Below are 21,856 nucleotides of genomic sequence, written 5' to 3' on the forward strand. Positions count from 1 at the left end.
ATGCTGGGGGCGTGCACATGATGCGCAGCATGGCTGCCGCTATCTGATACCAACAGCCGTTGGAATCAAGACCGCGCGCGCAATTGAGACCATTGCGCGTACGCCGACAGCGCCGACATCGTGCCGCTGCCGATCAACGCGCCAGTTGCCGCTTCAACCACGCGCTGCGCGTGGCAGGCGCTTCGGCCAGGAAGGCATCGCGTAAACCGTCGCGCTCTTGGGGCGGGGTGCGCTGTGCCAGCACCGCCAGTTGCTCCAACTGACCGGCATCCAGGCTGCGCAGCGCGGCCAGCATGGCGTCGCGCTGCGCGGGCGGCACGTAGCCGATCAGCGGCTGCAATTGCGCATAGAACGCACCCACCTGCGAGCCCAGGCGCCAGCCGTCGCGATGCAGGCGATCCATCGCGCCGAACTGCGTGCGCAACGCACGTTGCTGATCCTCAGGCAAAGCCTGCAGGCGCTCGCGCGCCTGACGCAGCACCACGCGATCGGTGGCGGTCAGTCCCTTCCAGGCTGCGTAGCGGGCACGCAACTCGGCCTGTTGCGCGGGCGTCATCGCCTCCCAGCGCGCGCGTTGCTGCGCAGCGCTCGGGGGTGTACTCGGCGCTGCGGCAACCGCGATGGATGCGGACGGCGCAGCGGCGGATTCTTCCAGCGGTGTCGGCAAGGTTTGGGCGCCGGCAACGCCGGCAATCGCGCACAGCAACAGGCTGCACCAGTTAGTTGGTTTCATCATCGACCGTCTCCAGAGGGGCGGAAGACTGCTCGGCCGCGGTGGTGGCATGCGCGCTGGATTCATCGACCGGCACCGGGTGGCCGGCGGCATACCAGGCATAGAAGTCCGCAGAGCGGGCCAGTTCCAAATCTGGGTCGGCCAGCATCGTCTGGTCGCGCGGGTCCAGGCCCGGCTTGGCCACTGCATCCGGCAGGTCGGCCGCGGGCAGTTCTTCCACCAGGACCGGCGCCGCGTCGGTCACATGCAGCACGCCGGCAGGTGCCTGCGAGACGGGTTCGGGCGGTAGCGCCGGCCGGCGGTGGGTCCACCACCAGCCCAGCACGGTCAGCAACAGGGCCAAGGCCAGCACGCCCAGCGCCATGCCTACGTGGCGACGCTCGAGCTGCGGCCACTGCCATTGCCGCCTGGGGCGCGTGCGTGCGGTGGCCGGACGCTGCGGCGCCGGTGCTGAGGCGGCAGGCACGGCCGTCTGCAGCGACATCCCGGCCAGGGCCGAATCGCGTAGCTGGCTGAGCCGGGTCAACTGGGCCGGGGTCAGGTCGCGCAGTTCCACTTGCGCTGCCTCGGCCAGGGCCCGCCATGCCTGTGCATCCGGGTTGCCGGCAGCATCGCGCGGGCAGGCACGGGCCAGCGACTGCCGGTAGTCCGCCGCCTCGACACCCTGCACTTCGCTGGCGGCGTCCTCTTCCAGCCCGGCCACGATCCGCAGCAGCAGGGCCAGGCGATCGGCGGTCTGCATCCGGCCCAACGCGGTGAATGGGGGCAGCCAGGTGCCCGGCATCGGTTCGCGTCGCAGCGGTGGCGCGGTGGCCAGCAAGCTCCAGAAGCGCATTGGCCAGCCAGCCATCGGCCGACCTGCCGCCTGGCTGCTAAAGGCGCGCAGGGCCGCTGCAAGGGCGCGCTCGGCGGCGGCCACGTCGCCGCATTGCAACTGTGCGAGCACCAGACCCCGGCGTTCAACACCGCGCAAGAAGGCAGATAGCGCGGCAGGGGTCACGGGGGCGTCGGGGACTACGGTCATGAGAACTCCAGCATCGGCCGGCATGATACCGACGCGATTGGCCCCCGCCGATGGCTTGACAGATCGGCCCGGCCGCGCTTCGCCTTCACACAACCCGAGCCGGTCGCTGCCGTGGGTTGTGCACAGCGGCAGACATACCGATACGCAGGCGTCTGTCAACTGTTGTTTTTTCTTTGTTGCAATCGTGTTTCACGCCTAAGTAATTGAAAATTATGAAGTTATGGATGTTGGCTAAAAAATGTCCAAGAGGTTGCAGAGGCTAGTGAATCCATCGTCACAGCGTGGAGCACAAGACTAATTCACAGCTTTATCCACAGGCAGTGTGGATAAACCTGTTTCCTTAACCCTCACATAGGTTTACGTCGGATTTATCACTTCCGTCACAGAAACGCGTCCGCAGCGCCGGCGCCGATTTGACCCGGTTTGGGTCGGCTGCCCGCCTCTGGACAGGGTCGGTAGACTGATCGGATGTCTTCGACCGTCGCCACCTTGCGCGTCGCCTTGCCGGTGCCGCTGCCCCAGTTATTCGACTATCTGCCCCCGGCCGATGCGCCGCTGACCGACCCGGGGCGGGTCGGCTGCCGGGTGCGGGTGCCGTTTGGGCCGCGCGAGTTGGTCGGGGTGGTGGTGGAGATCGGCCAGCTGCTCGCGGCCGACGGCCTGCGCCCGGCACTGGCCTGGTGCGACCAGGCGCCGCTACTGGTCGATGAAATGGCGCGCTCGCTGCAGTGGCTGGCGCGCTACACCCACGCCCCGCTCGGCGAGACCCAGGCCAGCGCCCTGCCAGGCCCCCTGCGTCGCGGCGAGCCGCTGGCCGACACCCACGCCTGGGCCTGGCAGCTGACCGAAGCCGGCCGCAGCGGTGCCGCCAGCCTGCGCGCTGGCAGCCGCCCTGCCCTGCTGGCCGCTCTTCTACTCACCGGTGCAGTGGGCGAAGAGCAACTGGACCCGCTGCTGCCGCAGTGGCGCGAGGCCGCACGCAGTCTGGCCAAGCGCGGCCATGCCGAACGCGTGGCGGTACCAGCCGACACGATCTCACCGCGTCCGAGCAGCGGCCCCCCGCTCAACGACGAACAACAGGCCGCCGCCGCCGCGATCCGCGCGCAGAGCGGTTTTGCCACCTATCTGCTCGATGGCGTCACCGGCAGCGGCAAAACCGAGGTCTATCTGCAGGCGATCGCCGATTGCCTGGCCGCCGGCAAGCAGGCGCTGGTGCTGGTACCGGAGATCGGCCTGACCCCGCAGACATTAGGCCGCTTCCGCGCGCGCTTGGGCGTGCCGGTGCACGCGCTGCATTCGGGGCTGTCCGACGGCGAACGGGCGCGGGTGTGGGCGGCGGCCTGGCGTGGCGAAGCCAAGCTGATCGTCGGCACGCGTTCGGCCGTGTTCACCCCGCTGCCCAACGCCGGCCTGATCGTGATCGACGAGGAACACGACGGCAGTTACAAGCAGCAGGACGGCATCCGCTATCACGCCCGCGACTTTGCCCTGGTACGCGGCAAGGCGCTGGATGTGCCGGTGATCCTGGGCAGCGCCACGCCGTCGCTGGAAAGCCTGCACAACGCCTACTCCGGCCGCTATCAGCATCTGCGCCTGTCGCAGCGCGCCGGCGAGGCGCGCCCGCCGCGTGTGCGCGTGCTGGACGTGCGCAAGCGGCCGCTCAAGGACGGCCTGTCGCCCGAGGTGCTGGCAGGCATCGGCGCGACCCTGGCGCGCGGCGAACAGGTCCTGGTGTTCAAGAACCGCCGCGGCTATGCGCCCGTGCTGCTCTGCCACGACTGCGGATGGACTGCGGCCTGCCAGCGCTGCAGCACGCCGCTGCACCAGACCCCGATGACCGTGCATGCCGGCGGCCGGCGCCTGCAGTGCCATCACTGCGGTGCGCGCCAGCAGGCTCCGCTGGCCTGCCCGGCCTGCGCCAGCCTGGCCTTGCAGCCGCAGGGCATCGGCACCGAGCGGCTGGAAGAACGCCTGACCGAGGCGTTTCCCGACGTCCCGGTCGTGCGCATCGACCGCAGCACCACCCAGCGCCGCGACGCATTGGAAACCCAGCTCGCCCGGCTCGGCACCGAAGCCGGCATCCTGGTCGGCACGCAGATTCTGGCCAAAGGCCACGATCTGCCACGGCTGACCATGGTGGTGGTGGTCGGCATCGACGAAGGGCTGTTCTCGGCCGACTTCCGCGCCGCAGAAAAGCTCTCCCAGCAGTTGATCCAGGTGGCAGGACGCGCCGGGCGTGCCGATCGCCTGGGCGAGGTCTGGCTGCAGACCCATCACCCCGAACACCCCTTGCTGCAGACCCTGGTCAATGGCGGCTACCACGCTTTTGCCGATGCCGAACTGCAGCAGCGCGAAGCGGCCGGATTTCCGCCGTTCGCGCACCTGGCCTTGTTCCGTGCCGAAGCCAAGGATGTGGCGGCGGCCAATCAGTTCCTGCTGGCGGTGCGTGGTTTGACCAGCGCCGACCCCAGTCCGCAATCGCCGGCATTGGCCGCAGTGGAATGCTACGGCCCGATGCCGGCACCGATGCCGCGCCGCGCCGGTTTCCAGCGCACCCAGCTGTTGTTGTCGGCACAACAACGCTCGGCATTGCATCGCCTGCTCGATACGCAACTGCCGGCGATCTATGCGCTACCGCAAGCCCGCCGCGTGCGCTGGTCGCTGGATGTGGACCCGATCGATTTGTATTAGCGCACGGCGTATTGACCACCGTGCGGTGTGCTCACGTGTTGTAGGAGCACGCTTGCGTGCGATGCAGCGTTACCGCGTTACCCGCAGTGCCTTCGCGCACGAATGCGCTCCTACCGGCGACTGCTCAGCACGTCTTGTTAGCCGGTTCAGGTCAATGCCGTCATCACTGCGCGCTGGTACGCCGGCCGCGCGCGCAAGCGTTCGTACCATGCGTGCAGATGCGGCAATTGGGGACGCTCGATCGGCATTTCGAACCATGCGTAGATAAAGCTCCCCAGTGGAATATCGCCCATCGCGAACTGCTCGCCGGATAGATACGGCTGCTGCGCCAGTGCCGCATCCGCGCGTGCGAGCAACTCGCCCGACCGGGTCAGCGCCGCAGCGATGCGTGCGTGATCGCGCTCGGCCTCCGGGGTGCGCAGCACGCCCCAAAACAGATCGCGAAACACGCCGGCGAAGGTGGAGGTGGTCCAGTCCATCCAGCGATCACCCAGCGCACGCTCGGCCGGCGAGTGCGCATACAACGCCGGCGCGTACTGCGCGGCCAGATAGCGCACGATCGCATTGGATTCCCACAGCACCAGCGCGCCATCCTGCAACGTCGGCACCACGCCATTCGGATTCAAGGCACGATAGGCGGGCGTGTCGTTGCCACCGAACGCGCCACCCACTTCGATCGAGGTGTAGGCCACCTCGGCTTCTTCGGCGCACCACACCACCTTGCGCACATTGCTGGAATTCCGCCGACCCCAGATCGTGATGGCAGGCATCGCTGCGGTGGGCACATGTGCGTTCTGCGTCATGCTCAGCCCTCTGCTGCAGGTTTGGCTGGCGCGCGCGCCGGACGCTTGGCAGCCGTTGCCGGTTGCGCCTTCGCAGCGGCGGGCTGCACTGGTTTGGCGCTCCCACCCTTGGGGGTGTCGCGCACCCACAATGCCTGTTCGTCTTGCTTGATCTCGAACAAGCCGATCGCGCGCACCAGATCGCTGAGCTTGCGATAGCCGTAGTTGCGTGGATCGAACGAGGCCTGGTTGGCGACCTGTTTCCCGACTGCACTCAGCAGTGCCCAGCCATCGTCTTCGCAGGCACTGACGATCGCGTTGCGCAGCATCTGCACCAGGCGCGTATCGCTGCGTAATGCGGTGGCGTCCTTGCGGCCAGCAGCGGTCCCGCTGGCAGCAGCAGCCTGTTCGCCGAGCGCTTCGACGTAGGTGAACTTGGAGCACGCATTGACGAACGGCGCCGGTGTTTTCTTCTCACCGAAGCCATACACCTTCATGCCGTCGGTCAGCAGCCGCATGACCAACGGCGTGAAATCGGCATCGCTGGAGACGATTGCGAATCCATCCAGATTGCGCGCGTACAACAGGTCCATCGCATCGATCACCATTGCCATGTCCGAGGCATTTTTGCCGGAACTGTAGGCAAATTGCTGGATTGGCCGGATCGCGTAATCGTGCAACGCTGCTTCCCAGCCTTTCAGGTGCGGGCTCTTCCAGTTGCCGTAAGCCCGGCGCACGTTGGCCGCGCCGTAGCGCGCCACTTCGGCCAGCACCACGTCGATCTTGCCGGCAGGCGCGTTGTCGGCGTCGATCAGCAGCGCGATGCGTTTGTCGGGATTGTCGATCATGCTCATTGCTCCAGTGATTCAGCAGATTCGGTCTTGATATCGGTCTGGCTGTCGGCGTCTGTCTCCATGTCGCTTTCGTCGGCGTCCACGTCCGCCTCTGCCGGCAAGGTGTACTCGGTGCCATCGCGCAGCGTGAGCACACCCGTGCTCAGGATCTCGCGTTCTGCGCCGTCACTGATCCAAGTGGCATGCACGCGCCCGGTGCCGCGATCGCCTTCCACATCGAATACAAACTCGTCGCTACCCGGTGTCAGACTGGTGCGATAGAGATCCACCCGCATGTCGCGGATCTGCCCGATATGTTCCTGCACCACGGCATCGGCCTGCAGCGCGCTCCGTGCCTGATCGGCAAACAACGACCAGCCGATCGCCATCAGCCAGATGAGTGCGCCGAGCACCAGCATCCCGAACAGCACCACACAGGTCACCACGCCGATCAGCCCGATCGCAACGCCACTGAGTGACTTTTTGGCGGCAGGCGCTGATGAAGCCAGCGGCGGCGCAGCGGGCGGCACAGACGACAATGGCGGCAACGGGGGCGGTAGCGACGACATGCGGTAACCGGAAGCGGGAGATGCGACATGATGCCGCAGCAGGGCCGCGCTGACGCGGCGTGTTCATTGCCGATGCGGCATGCTGTCGAGCCCGCGTCGCAATCCATCGGACCTTACGATGACCTCTCCCCTCTCCCAAGCTCCGCTGCATCTTGTTGTGGTTGGTGGCGGTTTCGCCGGCTTATGGGCGACCCGTGCGCTCGATGACCCCAACATCCGCATCACCCTGATCGACCGTCAGAATCATCATCTGTTCCAGCCGCTGCTGTATCAGGTCGCCACCGCCGGCCTGTCAGCGCCGGACATTGCCGCACCGCTGCGGCACATCCTGCGCGAGCAACGTAACGTCGAAGTGCTGCTGGGCGATGTGGCCGAAATCGTTCCAACCCGTCGTCAAGTGCTGCTCGCCGATGGCAAGACGCTCGGCTACGACATGCTGCTTCTGGCCACCGGCGCCACCCATGCCTACTTCGGCAACGACCAGTGGGCCGAACATGCGCCCGGCCTGAAAACCCTCTACGACGCGCTGGTCCTGCGCCGCAAACTGCTGCTGGCCTTCGAGCGCGCCGAGGCCGAATCCGACCCCGCCGCCCGCGCGGCCTGGCTGAGCTTTGCGGTGGTCGGCGGCGGCCCCACCGGGGTCGAGCTCGCCGGCACCCTGGCCGAGATCGCCCGCCACACGCTCAAGAACGAATTCCGCCAGATCGACCCGCGCCAGGCGCGCGTGCGCCTGGTCGAAGCCGGCCCGCGCGTGCTGCCATCGTTCCCGCACGATCTTACCGACAAGGCGCGCAAGCAGCTGGAGCGACTGGGCGTGGAAGTGCACACCGGCACGCCGGTGACGCATATCGATGCACTGGGCTACCAGCTGGGCGACACGTTCGTGCCGGCGCGCACCGTGGTATGGGCCGCCGGCGTGGCGGCCTCACCGCTAGCGCGCACGCTGGGCGTGCCGCTGGATCGCGCCGGCCGCGTGCTGGTGGAGCCGGACCTGAGCGTGCCCGGCCACCCGGAGATCTTCGTCGGCGGCGATCTGGCGTCGGTGCAGCAGGACGGTCGCCCGGTGCCGGGCGTGGCGCCGGCGGCCAAGCAGATGGGCAAGCACATCGCCAAGGCGATCCGCGCACGTCAGCGCGGCCAGGCCGCGGCCGCGTTCCGCTATCAGGACTTCGGCAACCTGGCGACCATCGGCCGCATGGCCGCCATCGTGCATGTCGGCAAACTCAAGCTCTCCGGCATCGTCGCCTGGTGGTTCTGGCTGGCCGCACACGTCTACTTCCTGATCGGCTTCCGCAACCGTTTCGTGGTGCTGGTGAACTGGGCGATGGCGTACTGGAGCTACCAGCGCGCCGCCCGCATCATCTTCGGTGGCGCCACCGACGACCCGCCGCCCAACAGCAAGGACGGGTGACAGCGGCGCAGGCCGTGCGCGATGCTGTGCGGCCTGATTCGACGACCTGATCGTGGCAACCGTCCTGTTCCTGCTGGATCTGCTCGGCACCTTCGTGTTTGCCCTGAGCGGCGCGACTGTGGCGGTGCGCAACCGCCTGGATCTGTTCGGCGTGCTGGTGCTGTCGTGCGCGGCGGCGGTGTCCGGCGGCATCGTGCGCGATGTGCTGATCGGCGCCACCCCACCGGCCGCGCTGGTGCATCCACAGTATCTGCTGGTCGCCTGCCTGGCCGGCGTTGCCGGGTTCTATTGGCACGCAGCGGTGGAGCGTCTGCGCAACCCGGTGCAGATCTTCGACGCGGCCGGGCTGGCGCTGTTTGCGGTTTACGGCACCAGCAAGGCGCTGGACTATCACCTCAGTCCACTCAGCGCGACGCTGCTGGGCATGCTCAGCGGTATCGGCGGCGGTATCGCGCGCGACCTACTGGTCGCACGCACGCCAGTGGTGTTGCAGGCCGAACTGTATGCGGTGGCCGCGCTTGCCGGCGGCGGCCTGGTGGCCATCGGCCATGTGCTCGGCGTGCCGCAAGCCTGGTCGTTGGCAACCGGCGCCGGCGTGTGTTTCGGCCTGCGCTTCATGGCCATCCGCTATGGCTGGCATCTGCCGGTGGCGCGCCTGCCGGAATAGCCGCCGTCGGCCAAAGCGACGATCCCGGCCGCATGCTCCGGACAGTTCGTCAGCGTCTTGAAGGACCTGAATCCTGCACGCCTGCAACGCAAACGGCCCGGAGAACCGGGCCGTTTTTTGCAACATGTCGTTTTGTCGAACCGATCAGGCGACGAACAGCGCCTTCATCTTCTTCAGCGCGTTCGCTTCGATCTGGCGGATACGCTCGGCCGACACGCCGTATTCGTCGGCCAACTCCTGCAGCGTTACCTTCGAATCCGAATCCAGCCAGCGACGCTTGACGATGTCGCGCGAACGCGTATCCAGACCGGCCATCCCTTCGCGCAGCAACTGCAGCTGGTTGTCTTCGCTGTCGTGCCGCTCGTAGGCCTGCGACGGATCTTCCTCGTTGGCCACCAGGTAGCTGACCGGCGACGGCGGGCCGTGATCGTCGTCGTCGTCCGACGACGCATCGAAACCGATATCGCGACCGGACAGACGCGATTCCATCTCCATCACTTCACGCTCGGAGACGTTCAAGTCCTTGGCGACCGCAGTCACCTCGGACGCATTGAGCCAGCCCAGGCGGGTCTTTGACTTGCGCAGGTTGAAGAACAGCTTGCGCTGCGCCTTGGTCGTGGCGACCTTGACGATGCGCCAGTTCTTCAGGATGAACTCGTGCATTTCGGCACGGATCCAGTGCACTGCGAAGCTGACCAGGCGCACGCCCATCTCAGGGTCGAAGCGCTTGACCGCCTTCATCAGGCCGATATTGCCTTCCTGGATCAGGTCGCCCAGCGGCAGGCCGTAGCCGTTGTAGCCGCGGGCCACATGCACCACGAAGCGCAGGTGGGAATGGACCAGTTCACGCGCGGCGTCCAGGTCCAGCTCGTCGCGGAAGCGGCGGGCCAGATCCTGTTCCTCATCGACCGACAGCACCGGAATCTGGTGCACGGCACCGATGTAGGCGTCCAGCGAACCGAGCGCACTGGGAATCGGGAGATTGTTTGCCACAAGGGCAGTCGAGGTAGTCTGGTTCATAGGCACCATCTTAGCAGTCGAACTATTGGACTGCCGGGTATAGAAAGAGTTCCCAGAATTCTATTTATAGAACGTTAGAGCTTTTGAAGACATCGGTGTTCTACAGCCCGGCATTCGAAATTCGACACCTACGTTACCACCAGCCCCGCTGTAAACCGTGACAATTTGGTTGCGAAACGGGCTGCCGGCAGCACTGTTCAGGCACTGGCGAGGGTGGGCTGCAGCGCACTGCGCGGCGGCAGCGACCAGTCGATTGGGCTGATCCCGCGTCGCTGCAAATGCGCGTTGGTCTTGGAGAAATGCTGGCAGCCCAGGAAGCCGCGGTGCGCCGACAACGGCGAGGGATGCGGCGCCTTGAACACGCGGTGGCGCGCCTGGTCGATGACCTTGCCCTTGGACTGCGCGTAACTGCCCCAGAGCAGGAACACCAGCCCTTCGCGCTCGCGGTTGAGGGTGTCCACCACATGATCAGTGAAGCCTTCCCAGCCCTTGTTCTGATGCGCGCCAGCGCGGCCCTGCTCCACCGTCAGCACGGCATTGAGCAGCAGCACACCCTGGCGCGCCCAGGGCATCAGGTAGCCGTGGTCCGGCCGCGCGATACCCAGATCGTCCTGGATCTCTTTATAAATGTTGAGCAGCGACGGCGGCACCGGCACGCCGGGCAGCACCGAAAAGCACAGCCCATGCGCCTGGCCTTCACCGTGATACGGGTCCTGGCCCAGGATCACCACCTTGACCTGCTCGAACGGGGTGGCGTCGAAGGCCGCAAAGATCTGCGGGCCCGGCGGAAACACTCGCGCCCCGGCCGCCTTGCGCTGGCGCAGGAATGCGGACAGCTCCTGCATTTCCGGGCGCAGCAGCCAGTCGCCCACCTTTGCCTTCCACGACGGTTCCAGCTGGATACGTGCTTCCACTTCAGTCATAGCGTGACAGCCTGATCCTCCAAGCGCGCCAAGCGCAGCTGGAACAACACCTTGGTTACCAGCAGGCGCTCTTCGATCGGTTTTTGCACCAGATCATTGGCACCGGCGCGCAGCAATTCGGACTGATTCCGCGGGTTGGTATCGCCGGTCATCACCAGCACCGGCAGGCGCCGCTTGCCATAGGCGAAATCGATGCGGATACGCTCGACCACGTCGCGGCCGTTGAGCTCGCCTTTCAGGGTGACGTCGGTCAGCACCACGTCGATGCGGCGCTCGGTGCGGCCCAGCGATTCGGCGGTGAGCAATGCAAATGCATCTTCGGCGGTGAGCACATGCACCACTTTCAGGCTCTGGCGCTCGAGCATGCGCTTGGTCGCCTCGGCCACCACGCGGCTGTCTTCGATGTAGAGCACGGTTGCACCCACCACCGGCTCGGGCTGCACGTAGCCGCGGATGAAGGTGGCCAGGGCTTCATGCCCCAACGCCTTGTCGAAATAATCGGTGACGTACTCGGTGAAGCGGCGCTCCACCAGATGCTGCTGCGCATCGCCGGACACCACGATCACCGGCACATACGCCTGCCCGGCAGTCTCGCGCACGCTGCGCGCCAGGGTCAGGCCGTCGCCATCGGGCAGCGACAGCGAGGTGGTCACCAGATCCACTGCGCCGGCCTCCAGTGCCTCACGCGCTTCGGCAATGCTGGAACAGCCGATCACCTGCACGTTGGGCAGGTCGCGCTTGAGCACGTCGGCAATCAGCTTGCGCACCAGCTTGGAGCCATCGACCACCATCACGCGCGGCGCGTCGCTGATCAGGTGTTTGAGATCTGGTGGATGCATGGCAGGTCTCAGGTCTCGGTGGGACGGGTCTGGCGAAGGAAATGGCCGGTCACCAGCCAGGCACCCAACCATCCCAGCACAAGTGTGCCGACCAGCACCATCGCAGAATGCAACAGATCCAGCCCGTGCAGGGTAAAAGAACTGGCGTAACTGTCGGCCAATGTCGCCAGGGGCGCACGCAACGCCAGGCCCGAGGCGGCGATCAGAGCGAGCGCAACGGCGCCGGCACCGAGCCCATACCACGCACCCAGATACAGGAACGGGCGACGGATAAAGCCATCGCTGGCACCGAGCAACTGCAGCACGCCAATTTCTTCGCGCCGCGACTGGATGTCCAGGCGCACGGTGTTCCCAACCACCAACACCGCACCGATGCCAAGCAAGGCCGACAGCACCTGCACCAGGCGCTCGCCGAAGTGCAACCAGCCATCCAGGCGCTTACGCCACAGCGCATCGTGCTGCACCTGATCGGTCTGCGGCAGCGCCTGCAGGGCACCGGCCAGTTGCGCGTCGTCGGCCGGATCGGCGGGGGTGACGATGAGCAAGGTGGGCAGCGGGTTATCGCCCAGCGCATCGGCGGCCTCGTCGAGCTTGGCGCTCTCGCGCAGCTCGGCCAAACCCTGCTCGGGCGTGCGCAAGGTGACCTTGGCGACGTCCGGACGCGCGCGCAGCTCGCCGGCCAGCGCCTGCGCCGCATCGGCGGCCACCTCGACCTTGAGAAACAGATTGATTTCGCGCGACTGCTGCACGCTGCCGGCCAGCAGTTTGACGTTGTCCAGCGCGATCGATAGCCCCAACGGCAACGCCAGCGCCAAGGCCATCACCACGATGGTCAACAAGGTCGCCCACGGCTTGCGCATCGCACGGCCCAGGCTGAAGGCGATGCTGTGCAGATGGTGGTCGATCCATACGCCCAATCGCGACGGCGCGACGGTTTCGGTATTGGTGGGCTTGCTCATTCGGCCAGGTCCTGCGGCGAGATGTCGTCGACCAGGCGGCCGTGATCCAGAATCAGCACGCGTTTGCGCATCTGCTTGAGCAGGGCGAGGTCGTGGCTGACCACCAGCACGCTGGTGCCGCGCGCAGGAAGTTCGGCAAACAACTGCATGATTTCTGCGGCCAGTGCCGGATCGAGGTTACCAGTGGGCTCATCGGCCACCAGCAGGCGCGGCTCGCCGACGATGGCACGCGCGATGCCCACCCGCTGTTGCTCGCCCGCAGACAACTGCGACGGCAAGGCTTTCTCGCGATGGGCCAGACCGATACGTTCCAGCGCGGAGCGCACGCGCTTGCCGATCTCGGCGCGCCGAGTGCCGCGCAGGATCAACGGCAAGGCCACGTTCTCGGCGATGCTGCGGTCGTTGAGCAGGCGGTGGTCCTGATAGACCGCGCCCACCTGGCGCCGATGTAACGGAATCTGCCGGCCACGCACCTTGAGCAGGTTGCGTTCGCCCAGCAGCACCGCGCCCTGACTCGGGCGTTCGCTGAGGTGGATCAGTTTCAGCAAGGTACTTTTGCCGGCGCCGGAGTGGCCGGTCACGAACAGCATCTCGCCATCGGCCACTTCGAAGCTGACATCGGTCAGCGCCTGGTGGCCACCGGCGTAGTGCTTGCTGACGTTGTCGAAACGCAGAACGGTCATTCAGCGATTATGCCGGAGCGCCAGTGCTTGCGTCGCATCGCCGATGCGCGGCGATGCGATCAGTGCCGCAAACGGTCAGTTGCCGGAGACCAGCAAACGCAGTCGGCGGCCGATCCGGCTGAGCAGCGACGGGCTGCCCGACGGCTTGGTCGCGGCACGCACCGGCTTGGCGACCACCTGGGTGGGCTTGCGCGGCGCGGCAGGCGCGGCGACCGGCGTGGAGGCCACTGCCGGCTCGGCGCCTTCGACCGGACGACCGTTGCGGCGCCGCCGACGCTTGCGCGGTGCGCGCTCGGCATCGGCCACGATGGTGGAAGGTGCCTGGGCCGCTGCTGCCGCAACCACCGGATGTTCGGTCGGCGCCGCAGTTGCAGGCGCTTGCCCTTCCACCCGCGGCTTACGGCGCGGACGCGGCTTGCCATCGGCACCGGCGCTGCCGCCATCGCGGCGACCGCCGCCACTGCCGCTGCGCGATCCGCCGCCGGGGCCACTGCGCCCGCCACCACGACGCTGTTCTTCGGCAGCACGCTGCTCGCGCGCTTCGCGGAAGATCGTGCCCACGCTGTCGCCAGCGTCGTCGTCGGCCTCTTCGCCTTCCGCCGGCACGCGTGCTGCACGCGGCAACGGCGTCAACAGCTCGGAGGTCACCGGCTCCACCGGGATCTTCTGCTCGATATAGGCCTCGATGTCCGGCAGGCTCATCGCATAACGCTCGCAAGCGAAGCTGATCGCATCACCCTCCTCGCCCAGACGCGCGGTGCGGCCGATGCGGTGCACGTAGTCTTCGGCGTCGAACGGCAAATCGTAGTTATAGACGTACTTGACGCCGTCAATGTGCAGACCGCGCGCGGCCACGTCGGTGGCAACCAGGATTTCGAGCTGGCCCTTCTGGAAGCGATTGAGCAGCGACTCGCGCTTCTTCTGCGGCACGTCGCCGGACAGCACGCCAACCCGGTAACCGTGGCGCTCCAGGGTGCGCGCCACGCGCTCGACGAACGCCTTGGTGTTGACGAACACCATCGTGCGGGCGCCTTCGCTACGCGACAACAAACCCAACAGCAGCGTCTGCTTCTCCTCGTCGGACGGGAAGTAGATGCGCTGGCGCACCCGCGCGGCGGTGATGGTCTCGGTCTCGACGACGAGCTTTTCCGGCTCGTTCATGTGCTCGTAGGCCAGCTCCAGCACGCGGTGGCTGAGCGTGGCCGAGAACAGCAGCGTCTGCCGGGTACCGCGCTCGGGCATGCGCCGCAGCAGGAAGCGGATGTCCTTGATGAAGCCCAGGTCGAACATGCGGTCGGCTTCGTCCAGCACGCAGATCTCGCAGGCATGCAGCGACACCACCTTGTGCTGCTTGACGTAGTCGATCAGCCGGCCCGGGGTGGCGATGATCACGTCCACACCCTGCTGCAGCAGTTCGCGCTGCTTGTCGTAGTCCACACCGCCGTAGACCAGCGCAAAGCGCAGGCCCAGATCGGCGCCGAACTTCACTGCGTCCTTGTGGATCTGGATCGCCAACTCGCGGGTCGGCGCCAGGATCAGCGCGCGCGGGTCTTCCGGCTTGCGGTCGGCCAGGGCCGGGCGATTCAGCAGGCGATTCATCACCGCCACCAGGAAGGCCAGGGTCTTGCCGGTGCCGGTCTGGGCCTGGCCGGCGACATCGCCGCCCGGCAGCGCGACCGGCAAGGTCAGCGCCTGGATCGGGGTACAGCGGGTAAACCCTGCGCTCTCCAGCCCGGCGACCAACGCCGGATGCAGGTCGAACGAGGAAAAAGTCAAATCGGTTAGCGGTTTGTCGCTCATTATTCCGTCTTCGTGAGGCGCCCTGGGCAGCCCGGGCGCGGCTTGCATCGATGCCGACAGCGTCGCAAACTGCGGCTCTTGTGGCGGACAGCGCGGCTTCAGGACCAACACTTGATTGAGTCGCGCAATGCCCCAGTTTAACGCAATGTAGCGGCCTGCCCGTTCGGGTGGGCCGTTTTGGTTTCCAGGAGACCCAACGTGAGCGATAAGGTTCAACATGTCGGCGATGCCGACTTCGATACAGCGGTACTGCAATCCGGCGAACCGGTTCTGGTGGATTTCTGGGCCGAGTGGTGTGGCCCGTGCAAGATGATCGCACCGGTGCTGGACGATCTGGCCGACACCTACCAGGGCCGCCTGAAGGTCGCCAAGGTCAATGTGGACCAGAACCGCGCCCTGGCCATCAAGTACCACGTGCGTTCGATCCCGATGCTGTTGCTGTTCAAGGACGGGCAGGTGCAGGCCACCCAGATCGGTGCGGTCGGCAAGGGCCAGTTGACCCAGATGATCGACAAGACCCTGGGCGGCGCGGCCGCCTGAGCAGACGGGCGTCCAGCGATGGGCGCCCGATGATGCGCCGGCAGTTAAATCCTGCGCCGGAAGACGCTTGCGCGGTCACGCGCCGCGGTGATAGTGTCAGTCGGTCCGGCACACGTTCGTGCGCCGCCGTACCCCTCTAGAAACTCTTCTAGACTCCCATCTACCAATAGTTCGCCCCCTAGCTGGGCGCTCGCACCTTAGCGAGGAATCACGCACTTGTCCGATCATCCTTCCTCCGATACTGGGAGCAGCGTCGACGCTCCCGTCGAGAAGCGCGTGCGCAAGCCGCGCGTGAGCAAGACCGCCGTCATCAATGAAGACGGCGGCGCACAGCAGCCCAACCTGCCCTTGCCCGCCAGCCCCGCACCCGAAGCACCCCGTGCCCCGCAGGCACCGTCGCGCACTGCCGATCCGGCACCGGCGCAGACGTCCAGCGATGGCGCACACGCCAGTCAGGCGCCCAGCGCCAACCACGGCGGCGACACCCACGGCGAGTCCCGCGAGGGCGGCCAGTCGCAGCAGCAGCGCTTCAACCAGGCGCAGCAACAGCAGAACCAGAATCAGGCCCAGAGCCAGGGACAAGGCCAGCAGCAGGGTCAAGCCCAGGCACAAGGCCAGAACCAGAACGCCGGCCAGAATCAGCAAGGCCAGGGCGGTCAAGGTCAAGGTCAGGGGCAAAACCAGCAAGGCCAGAACCAGCAGGGCAATCGCCGCGACCGGTTCCGCAACCGCCGCGACCGCGGCCCGCGTGACCGCTTCGGTAACGAAGGCGGCGGCATGCCCTCGTCCGATGGCAGCAACGAGCCGTTTATCGCGCGTCCGCATCCGGCCGTGCCGGAAGGCTTCCCGGTCTACTCGCTGAGCGATCTCAAGCGGATGCCGGCGCAGAAGCTGCTGGATATCGCCGATCAGCTCAATATCCAGGAAGGCGTGGCGCGTGCGCGCAAGCAGGACGTCATCTTCGCCCTGCTCAAGGTGCTCACCCGTCATGGCGAAGGCGTTGCCGCCGATGGCGTGCTGGAAATCCTGCCGGACGGCTTCGGTTTCCTGCGTGCTGCAGAAGCCAGCTATCTGGCCGGCCCGGACGATACGTATATTTCGCCCAGCCAGATCCGTCGCTTCAATCTGCGTACCGGCGACCATCTGTCCGGCCGCATCCGCTTCCCGAAGGACGGCGAACGCTATTTCGCGCTGTCGATCGTGGACACCATCAACGGTGAGCCCCTGGAAGCCAGCAAGAACAAGGTGCTGTTCGAAAACCTGACCCCGCTGTTCCCGCGTCGCCGGTTCCGTCTGGAACGTGGCGATGGGTCCACCGAGGACATCACCGGCCGCATCCTGGATCTGATGGCGCCGCAGGGTAAGGGTCAGCGCGCGCTGATCGTCTCCCCGCCCAAGGCCGGTAAGACGATGATGATGCAGCAGGTGGCCACGGCCATCACCACCAATCATCCCGAAGTGCACATGATCGTGCTGCTGATCGACGAGCGCCCGGAAGAAGTGACCGAAATGCAGCGCACCGTGCGCGGCGAGGTCATCTCCTCCACGTTCGACGAGCCGGCTGCGCGCCATGTGCAGGTCGCCGAGATGGTGATCGAACGGGCCAAGCGCCTGGTCGAGCACAAGAAGGACGTGGTGATCCTGCTCGACTCGATCACCCGCCTGGCACGTGCCTACAACAACGTGGTGCCCAGCTCCGGCAAGGTGCTTACCGGTGGTGTGGACGCCAACGCGCTGCACCGTCCGAAGCGCTTCTTCGGCGCGGCGCGTAACGTGGAGGAAGGCGGCTCGCTGACCATCATCGCCACCGCGCTGGTCGAGACCGGCAGCAAGATGGACGAGGTGATCTACGAAGAGTTCAAGGGCACCGGCAACAGCGAAGTGCATTTGAACCGTCGCATCACCGAAAAGCGCGTTTATCCTGCGATCGACATCAACCGCTCGGGCACGCGTCGCGAAGATCTGTTGATCGAGCCGGAGCTACTGCAGAAAATCTGGATCCTGCGCAAGCTGCTGCACCCGATGGACGAAATCGCGGCAATGGAATTCCTGCTGGACAAGATGAAGACCACCAAGTCCAACGACGAGTTCTTCAGTTCGATGAAGCGCTGATTTCGGTCGGCTTTATCGGTACGCAAAAGCCCCGCATTGCGGGGCTTTTTTGTGGGCGGCTTTTGCGTCAGGCAATGCGCTTGGTTGCCCGCGTTTGATCGCACTATTGCGGTCGTTGCATATCGACTGCGCTGTGGGTGCTCGTCGTGCAGCTGACCATTGGATTGTTGATTCCCTGCCGGACCGGATGCGCGATACGCGCCATCACGATCCGACTCCACCGGCAGAGTCCTGGGTGAACCTTTAGCTTTCCTGCAGCGGCGTGATCAGGCGCACGCCTTCGCCACGTACGGAAAACAATCCCGAGCCTGGCAGTGCGTCCGGGCTGTCGGTCGCAGCGGCTGTCTCGTTCTGCGCTCGCCAGGATGCGCTTTGGCGCGGGCCCGGCAGATACGACTGCCATTTTTTCTGCTTGGCATCCAGGTCCTTCTCGGACGCGGCGATGTCGAACGTCACCGGCACGCGCATCTCCCAGAACGGCGCACTGCGCTCAGGCCCGGCGGTGGGCGGGGTGAACGTCCAGCTGCGCGCCTTGGCCATCGAGGCATCGGCAAATTCCTTGCGCCAGCGCGCACGCTTGGACTCGGGAACCAGTGCGGTGAGGTTGACCTGTTCGGCAACCACATCCTCCACCTTGCCATCGCGTCCGATCTTGAGCAGCAGATAGACCACGCCGGTCGCCCCGCCCCTGAAGGCATTGACCGGATAAGGCGGCGGCGCCATGTCCTTGGCCTGTGCGCCGTCTCCCTGCGCAGCCTGACCGCCGAAATGCGCGCTGCGGATCGACACCTGGTACTGATTGTCGTCGGTAGGCTTGGCGACCAGCAGCAAGCTCATCGGCAGCCGCGCCGGCAAGGCATTGCCGTCGTCCTTGACCGGATCGAACCTCCACGCCGCCACCGAATGCTTGATCCGCTCGCGAACAGCGACAGGCAAACGCTCCTCGTCGGCGAGGGCCACCGCCGTCACGGTGCCGTCCGGCGTCAGCGTCAACTCGCCGGTGACATTCATGCTCGCTTCGATCTGCAGACGCGCAGCGTCCGGCTTGGCGTGCGCAACGCCCATCGCTGCCAGCGAAAAGAGGATGCCCAGACCTACACGTTGCTTCCACTGCATTGCCGTACTCCATTGGTTGATCGCACGTTTTACCAGCCTGCCGCTGCAAACGGAACGGTCTAGGCAAGCCGGCGCGATTCCGCATACGGCGGGGTGTCTGGATAGTCGTCTTCGCGGAGACGGCTCTGCAGGCCGCGCCACCACTGCGGGTCGAACAGTTCCGGGTGGATGTGCTTGACCGCTTCCAGTTGCGAGGACGGCAGGCCCATGAACAGTGCGAAGCGCTCGGGGAAGACGTCGCGTGGACCGACATGGAACCAGGGTTCGGCGGCCATCTGTTCTTCGTAGGTGGTGGGCGTTGGCCAGTCGCGAAAGGTGCATTCGGTGATCAGGCACAGCTCGTCGTAGTCGTAGAACACCGCACGCTGATGACGGGTGATACCGAAGTTCTTCAGCAGCATGTCGCCGGGAAAGATGTTGTTGCGCGCCATATCCTTGATTGCCTGGCCATAGTCCAGCGCGGCCGCATGCGCGGCCTCGGGCAGTTGTTCGCGCAGGTACAAGTTGAGCGGACGCAGGCGCCGTTGCACGTAGCACAGCGCAATCAAGACATCCTCGCCATCCTCGCTCAGGCTCATCGCGCAGCTGGTCTGCAGTTCCTGCAACAGCGCCGGCGAAAAGCGCGATTTGGGAAAGCGCAGGAAACGATACGGCTGCGCATCGAGCAAGCGGCCGATGCGATCCAGCTGGAACACCAGTTCGTACTTGCCCTCCACCTGCGCGCGGCTCATGGTCTTGGGGTAGGCGAAACGGTCGCGAATGAGTTTGAACACCAGCGGGTAACTGGGCAGCGTAAACACCACCATGACCATACCGGGCGTGCCATCGGCGTGCACCAGCTGCTCGGACGGCTGTGCCTGGAAATGGCTGAAAAACGTGCGATAGCGTTCGGTCTTGCCCTGCTTGGCGCGGCCCAGCATGGTGTACAGCTCATCGACGGGTTTGTGGGTCAGCAGGCTGCGCAGGAATACCACCGCATCGCCCACCGTCGACAGGTCGGCTTGAAAATAACTGCGCGAATTGCTGAAAAGTTGGGCGACATCACTGCGCTTGGTCAACACTGCTTCGGCGCGCAAGCCGGCATCGTCGTTGATCAATGCGATGACGCACGGCGAAAACCGGTGCTCGCCGAACACGCGTCCGACCAGATAGGCGCGACGCTCGCGATAGAACACCGTCTCCAGCAATTCGACACTGCGCACCGGGTGTTCGCCCCAATGCGCAAGATCATCGAGTAGACGTACCGCAATGGCCGCCGCGCAGCGGGTGCGGTGCGCATACGGCACCGCGAATGCGTAATCGCCAAGCACGCGTACCAGCATGTCGGTCAGCCGACCTGGCGACACGGCGTAGGTATGCCGCGCCACCGGCACGGTGATGGCGTCGGTGGGTTCGATATCCAGCGCGATGAATTCGATATCGGCATCCACGCCGTGGGTGCCGAAGTAACGCCGCGTCAGCGTGTTATAGAAGGTCTTGTACAACTCCTGATCGATCAACCCGGCCAGCAACGCAGCGTAATGACTGCGTGCGCGCATCCACAACGCGCGATCGTGCGCCTGCCCCAGCAGCACGGCGCGCAGGCGCAGCATGCATTCGCTGATGTACTGATCGTAGAGCGCGATACGTGCGACGGCATCATCGCGCGCGCCGCTCCAGTCGCGCATTTCGAAGCGCTGCTTGGCGCGTGCGGTGATCTCGGAAAACCGCGCGTGGTATTCCTCGAACGCTTCGTACACCGCGTGGGCGATCGCCAGCGCGCGGCGTTCGGATTGGGGCGGTAACGGCAGCTGGTTCATGGCGGCAGTGTCCTTGCGCGCTTGCGGCGATGCGTGGTGGGCGGCAGCACGGCAGACGGCGCGGCCATCGCCTGCTGCGCGTGCTCGGCATGTTCGCGCGCCTGCGCCGTGAGCCACTGGCGAAACGCAAGAAACCCGGTGTGCGTGGACGAACGCTGCGGGTATACCAGGTAATGTGACCAAGTGGTCTTGAGCCTTTGCGCAGACAGCGCCACCAGCTGACCGGATGCCAGCAACAGGCGCGCGCGCGTCACCCGTCCCATCGCAACCCCGACGCCATCCAGCGCGGCACGGTGATGGGACTCGGACTCGTCGAGCACCGCGGCATACCGTCGCGGCGGCTCGCCCCCGAAGGTCGCAAACCAGCGCGGCCAGTCGCCATCCGGGTCGCCCAGCAGCGGCCATCGCTGCAGCGGCTGCGCATCGATGCCGCCCATGCGTGCGATCAGCGCCGGGCTCGCCATCGGCACCAGCCATTCGTCGAACAACGGTTCGGCGATCACCCCCGGCCACTGCCCGGCACCGATGCGCATGGCCGCATCCACCTGCGGCTGGCGCTCGAAATCCACCAGTCGCTCGCTGGAAAACAGATTGATCTCGATGGTGGGATGGGCCGCCAGAAAATCGCTCAGGCGCGGCACCAGCCACGCCGAGGCCATCGACGGTGTAATGCTCAGGGTGAGCGTATCTTCGCGGCGCGCAGCGAACGGCTGGAACGCCTCGGAAATCGCATCCAGATGCGGTGCGATGCGGTCGAGCAATTGCTGCCCCTGCGGCGTGGCGCTGACGCCGCGCGCATGCCGCTGCAACAACCGATAGCCCAGGCGCTGTTCGAGTGCACGCACCTGATGGCTGAGCGCGCTGACGGTCAGATGCATCGACGCGGCAGCGCGCGACAGATTGCCCAGACGCACCGCACTGACGAAGCCCTGCAATGCGTGGAGCGGCGGACGCGACATGGCTCACCCTTGAATAAAATTCAACACAGACTTGCAAAACCCTCGCTTTTGCAAGGCCAAGCCTGCGCCTACTGTGGCTTCCACTCAAGTGGGAGCAGGATCATGCGCATCTTTACCGAGTTGCTGTTCCAGCACGGACACATTGCCGACGCGGCGCTTGCACGACAGCTGGCAGAGCCCGAGATCGCGGCGGATGTGGCGACGGACGCCACACCCGAACCGACCGAAACTGCGCAAAACGGGCCGGAAGCGAGCAAGACTGCGCCTCGACGGCGTGCCGAGAAGCGCATGGCGCGGCGTGCGCGCCACCTGGTGCGGGCGATGACCGCATTGTCGCCCTTTCGCTGAAACGACAAGGCCCGCCTGTTGGCGAGGCGGGCCCTGACGAGCGTACTG

At 65.7% G+C, this 21,856-nt stretch carries 20 protein-coding genes; 6 read left to right on the plus strand and 14 right to left on the minus strand.

Translation table 11 applies throughout. The features are described from left to right. Positions 1 to 133: 133 nt before the first annotated feature. Complete coding sequence (locus XpruCFBP8353_RS06105; RefSeq protein ID WP_101362343.1) at positions 134 to 736, minus strand: DUF3106 domain-containing protein; 603 nt, start codon at positions 734 to 736, stop codon at positions 134 to 136. Next, positions 720 to 1,757, minus strand: a complete 1,038-nt coding sequence (locus tag XpruCFBP8353_RS06110; RefSeq protein ID WP_101362344.1) for a hypothetical protein — start codon at positions 1,755 to 1,757, stop codon at positions 720 to 722. Before XpruCFBP8353_RS06110 ends, XpruCFBP8353_RS06105 begins: the two co-directional genes overlap by 17 nt. A 468-nt stretch (positions 1,758 to 2,225) precedes the next feature. On the opposite strand from XpruCFBP8353_RS06110, the gene XpruCFBP8353_RS06115 reads away from it, so the two are divergent. Further along, positions 2,226 to 4,448: a primosomal protein N' gene (locus XpruCFBP8353_RS06115; RefSeq protein WP_101362345.1), complete on the plus strand. Its 2,223-nt coding sequence runs from the start codon at positions 2,226 to 2,228 to the stop codon at positions 4,446 to 4,448. 146 nt (positions 4,449 to 4,594) lie between these two features. Here XpruCFBP8353_RS06115 and XpruCFBP8353_RS06120 read toward each other — a convergent pair whose 3' ends face one another. The 3 genes from XpruCFBP8353_RS06120 to XpruCFBP8353_RS06130 are packed head-to-tail and all read right to left on the minus strand — an operon-like array spanning position 4,595 to position 6,632. Then, positions 4,595 to 5,218 carry a glutathione S-transferase family protein gene (locus XpruCFBP8353_RS06120; protein ID WP_279327708.1) on the minus strand — a complete coding sequence of 208 codons (624 nt, stop codon included), beginning with the start codon at positions 5,216 to 5,218 and terminating at the stop codon, positions 4,595 to 4,597. Between the two features lie 35 nt (positions 5,219 to 5,253). After that, the gene (locus XpruCFBP8353_RS06125) at positions 5,254 to 6,084 is read right to left on the minus strand and encodes an NYN domain-containing protein (RefSeq protein ID WP_101362346.1); all 831 of its coding nucleotides are present in this window, start codon (positions 6,082 to 6,084) and stop codon (positions 5,254 to 5,256) included. After that, positions 6,081 to 6,632 carry a hypothetical protein gene (locus tag XpruCFBP8353_RS06130; protein ID WP_101362347.1) on the minus strand — a complete coding sequence of 184 codons (552 nt, stop codon included), beginning with the start codon at positions 6,630 to 6,632 and terminating at the stop codon, positions 6,081 to 6,083. The genes XpruCFBP8353_RS06125 and XpruCFBP8353_RS06130 overlap by 4 nt, the downstream gene beginning before the upstream one ends. A 118-nt stretch (positions 6,633 to 6,750) precedes the next feature. On the opposite strand from XpruCFBP8353_RS06130, the gene XpruCFBP8353_RS06135 reads away from it, so the two are divergent. After that, entirely contained in the window at positions 6,751 to 8,043 is a 1,293-nt protein-coding gene (locus XpruCFBP8353_RS06135) for an NAD(P)/FAD-dependent oxidoreductase (protein ID WP_101362509.1), read from the plus strand. A gap of 52 nt (positions 8,044 to 8,095) precedes the next feature. Continuing rightward, positions 8,096 to 8,710 (plus strand): trimeric intracellular cation channel family protein, encoded by a 615-nt coding sequence (locus XpruCFBP8353_RS06140; RefSeq protein ID WP_101362348.1) that lies wholly within the window; start codon positions 8,096 to 8,098, stop codon positions 8,708 to 8,710. A 144-nt stretch (positions 8,711 to 8,854) separates the two neighbouring features. Here XpruCFBP8353_RS06140 and rpoH read toward each other — a convergent pair whose 3' ends face one another. The 6 genes from rpoH to rhlB all read right to left on the minus strand — a co-directional run bounded on the left by rpoH (position 8,855) and on the right by rhlB (position 14,934). Next, on the minus strand, positions 8,855 to 9,730 hold the full coding sequence (gene rpoH / locus XpruCFBP8353_RS06145; RefSeq protein WP_101362349.1) for an RNA polymerase sigma factor RpoH: 876 nt from the start codon (positions 9,728 to 9,730) through the stop codon (positions 8,855 to 8,857). A gap of 197 nt (positions 9,731 to 9,927) precedes the next feature. After that, the gene (ung, locus tag XpruCFBP8353_RS06150) at positions 9,928 to 10,653 is read right to left on the minus strand and encodes a uracil-DNA glycosylase (RefSeq protein ID WP_101362350.1); all 726 of its coding nucleotides are present in this window, start codon (positions 10,651 to 10,653) and stop codon (positions 9,928 to 9,930) included. After that, positions 10,650 to 11,492 (minus strand): response regulator, encoded by an 843-nt coding sequence (locus tag XpruCFBP8353_RS06155; protein ID WP_162300956.1) that lies wholly within the window; start codon positions 11,490 to 11,492, stop codon positions 10,650 to 10,652. The genes ung and XpruCFBP8353_RS06155 overlap by 4 nt, the downstream gene beginning before the upstream one ends. Before the next feature lie 8 nt (positions 11,493 to 11,500). Next, complete coding sequence (ftsX, locus tag XpruCFBP8353_RS06160; RefSeq protein ID WP_101362351.1) at positions 11,501 to 12,451, minus strand: permease-like cell division protein FtsX; 951 nt, start codon at positions 12,449 to 12,451, stop codon at positions 11,501 to 11,503. Further along, positions 12,448 to 13,134, minus strand: a complete 687-nt coding sequence (gene ftsE, locus XpruCFBP8353_RS06165; protein ID WP_003484499.1) for a cell division ATP-binding protein FtsE — start codon at positions 13,132 to 13,134, stop codon at positions 12,448 to 12,450. Before ftsE ends, ftsX begins: the two co-directional genes overlap by 4 nt. Positions 13,135 to 13,209: 75 nt before the next feature. After that, on the minus strand, positions 13,210 to 14,934 hold the full coding sequence (gene rhlB / locus XpruCFBP8353_RS06170; protein WP_101362352.1) for an ATP-dependent RNA helicase RhlB: 1,725 nt from the start codon (positions 14,932 to 14,934) through the stop codon (positions 13,210 to 13,212). Positions 14,935 to 15,132: 198 nt separating this feature from the next. Here rhlB and trxA point away from each other — a divergent pair, with 198 nt between their 5' ends. After that, positions 15,133 to 15,474, plus strand: coding sequence for a thioredoxin TrxA (gene trxA / locus XpruCFBP8353_RS06175; RefSeq protein ID WP_005923050.1), 342 nt, complete (start codon positions 15,133 to 15,135; stop codon positions 15,472 to 15,474). 216 nt (positions 15,475 to 15,690) lie between these two features. Then, on the plus strand, positions 15,691 to 17,586 hold the full coding sequence (gene rho, locus XpruCFBP8353_RS06180; protein WP_101362353.1) for a transcription termination factor Rho: 1,896 nt from the start codon (positions 15,691 to 15,693) through the stop codon (positions 17,584 to 17,586). Between the two features lie 243 nt (positions 17,587 to 17,829). Here rho and XpruCFBP8353_RS06185 read toward each other — a convergent pair whose 3' ends face one another. Genes XpruCFBP8353_RS06185 through XpruCFBP8353_RS06195 form a run of 3 tightly spaced genes read right to left on the minus strand, consistent with a single transcriptional unit; the run spans position 17,830 to position 21,460 of the window. Then, the gene (locus tag XpruCFBP8353_RS06185) at positions 17,830 to 18,702 is read right to left on the minus strand and encodes an energy transducer TonB (protein WP_101362354.1); all 873 of its coding nucleotides are present in this window, start codon (positions 18,700 to 18,702) and stop codon (positions 17,830 to 17,832) included. A 59-nt stretch (positions 18,703 to 18,761) separates the two neighbouring features. Continuing rightward, positions 18,762 to 20,501, minus strand: a complete 1,740-nt coding sequence (aceK, locus tag XpruCFBP8353_RS06190; protein ID WP_101362355.1) for a bifunctional isocitrate dehydrogenase kinase/phosphatase — start codon at positions 20,499 to 20,501, stop codon at positions 18,762 to 18,764. Further along, entirely contained in the window at positions 20,498 to 21,460 is a 963-nt protein-coding gene (locus tag XpruCFBP8353_RS06195) for a LysR substrate-binding domain-containing protein (RefSeq protein WP_101362356.1), read from the minus strand. The genes aceK and XpruCFBP8353_RS06195 overlap by 4 nt, the downstream gene beginning before the upstream one ends. A 102-nt stretch (positions 21,461 to 21,562) precedes the next feature. Here XpruCFBP8353_RS06195 and XpruCFBP8353_RS06200 point away from each other — a divergent pair, with 102 nt between their 5' ends. Beyond that, complete coding sequence (locus XpruCFBP8353_RS06200; RefSeq protein ID WP_101362357.1) at positions 21,563 to 21,808, plus strand: hypothetical protein; 246 nt, start codon at positions 21,563 to 21,565, stop codon at positions 21,806 to 21,808. The last annotated feature ends 48 nt before the right edge of the window (positions 21,809 to 21,856 follow it).

This window comes from Xanthomonas prunicola, assembly GCF_002846205.1.
Classification (GTDB): domain Bacteria; phylum Pseudomonadota; class Gammaproteobacteria; order Xanthomonadales; family Xanthomonadaceae; genus Xanthomonas; species Xanthomonas prunicola.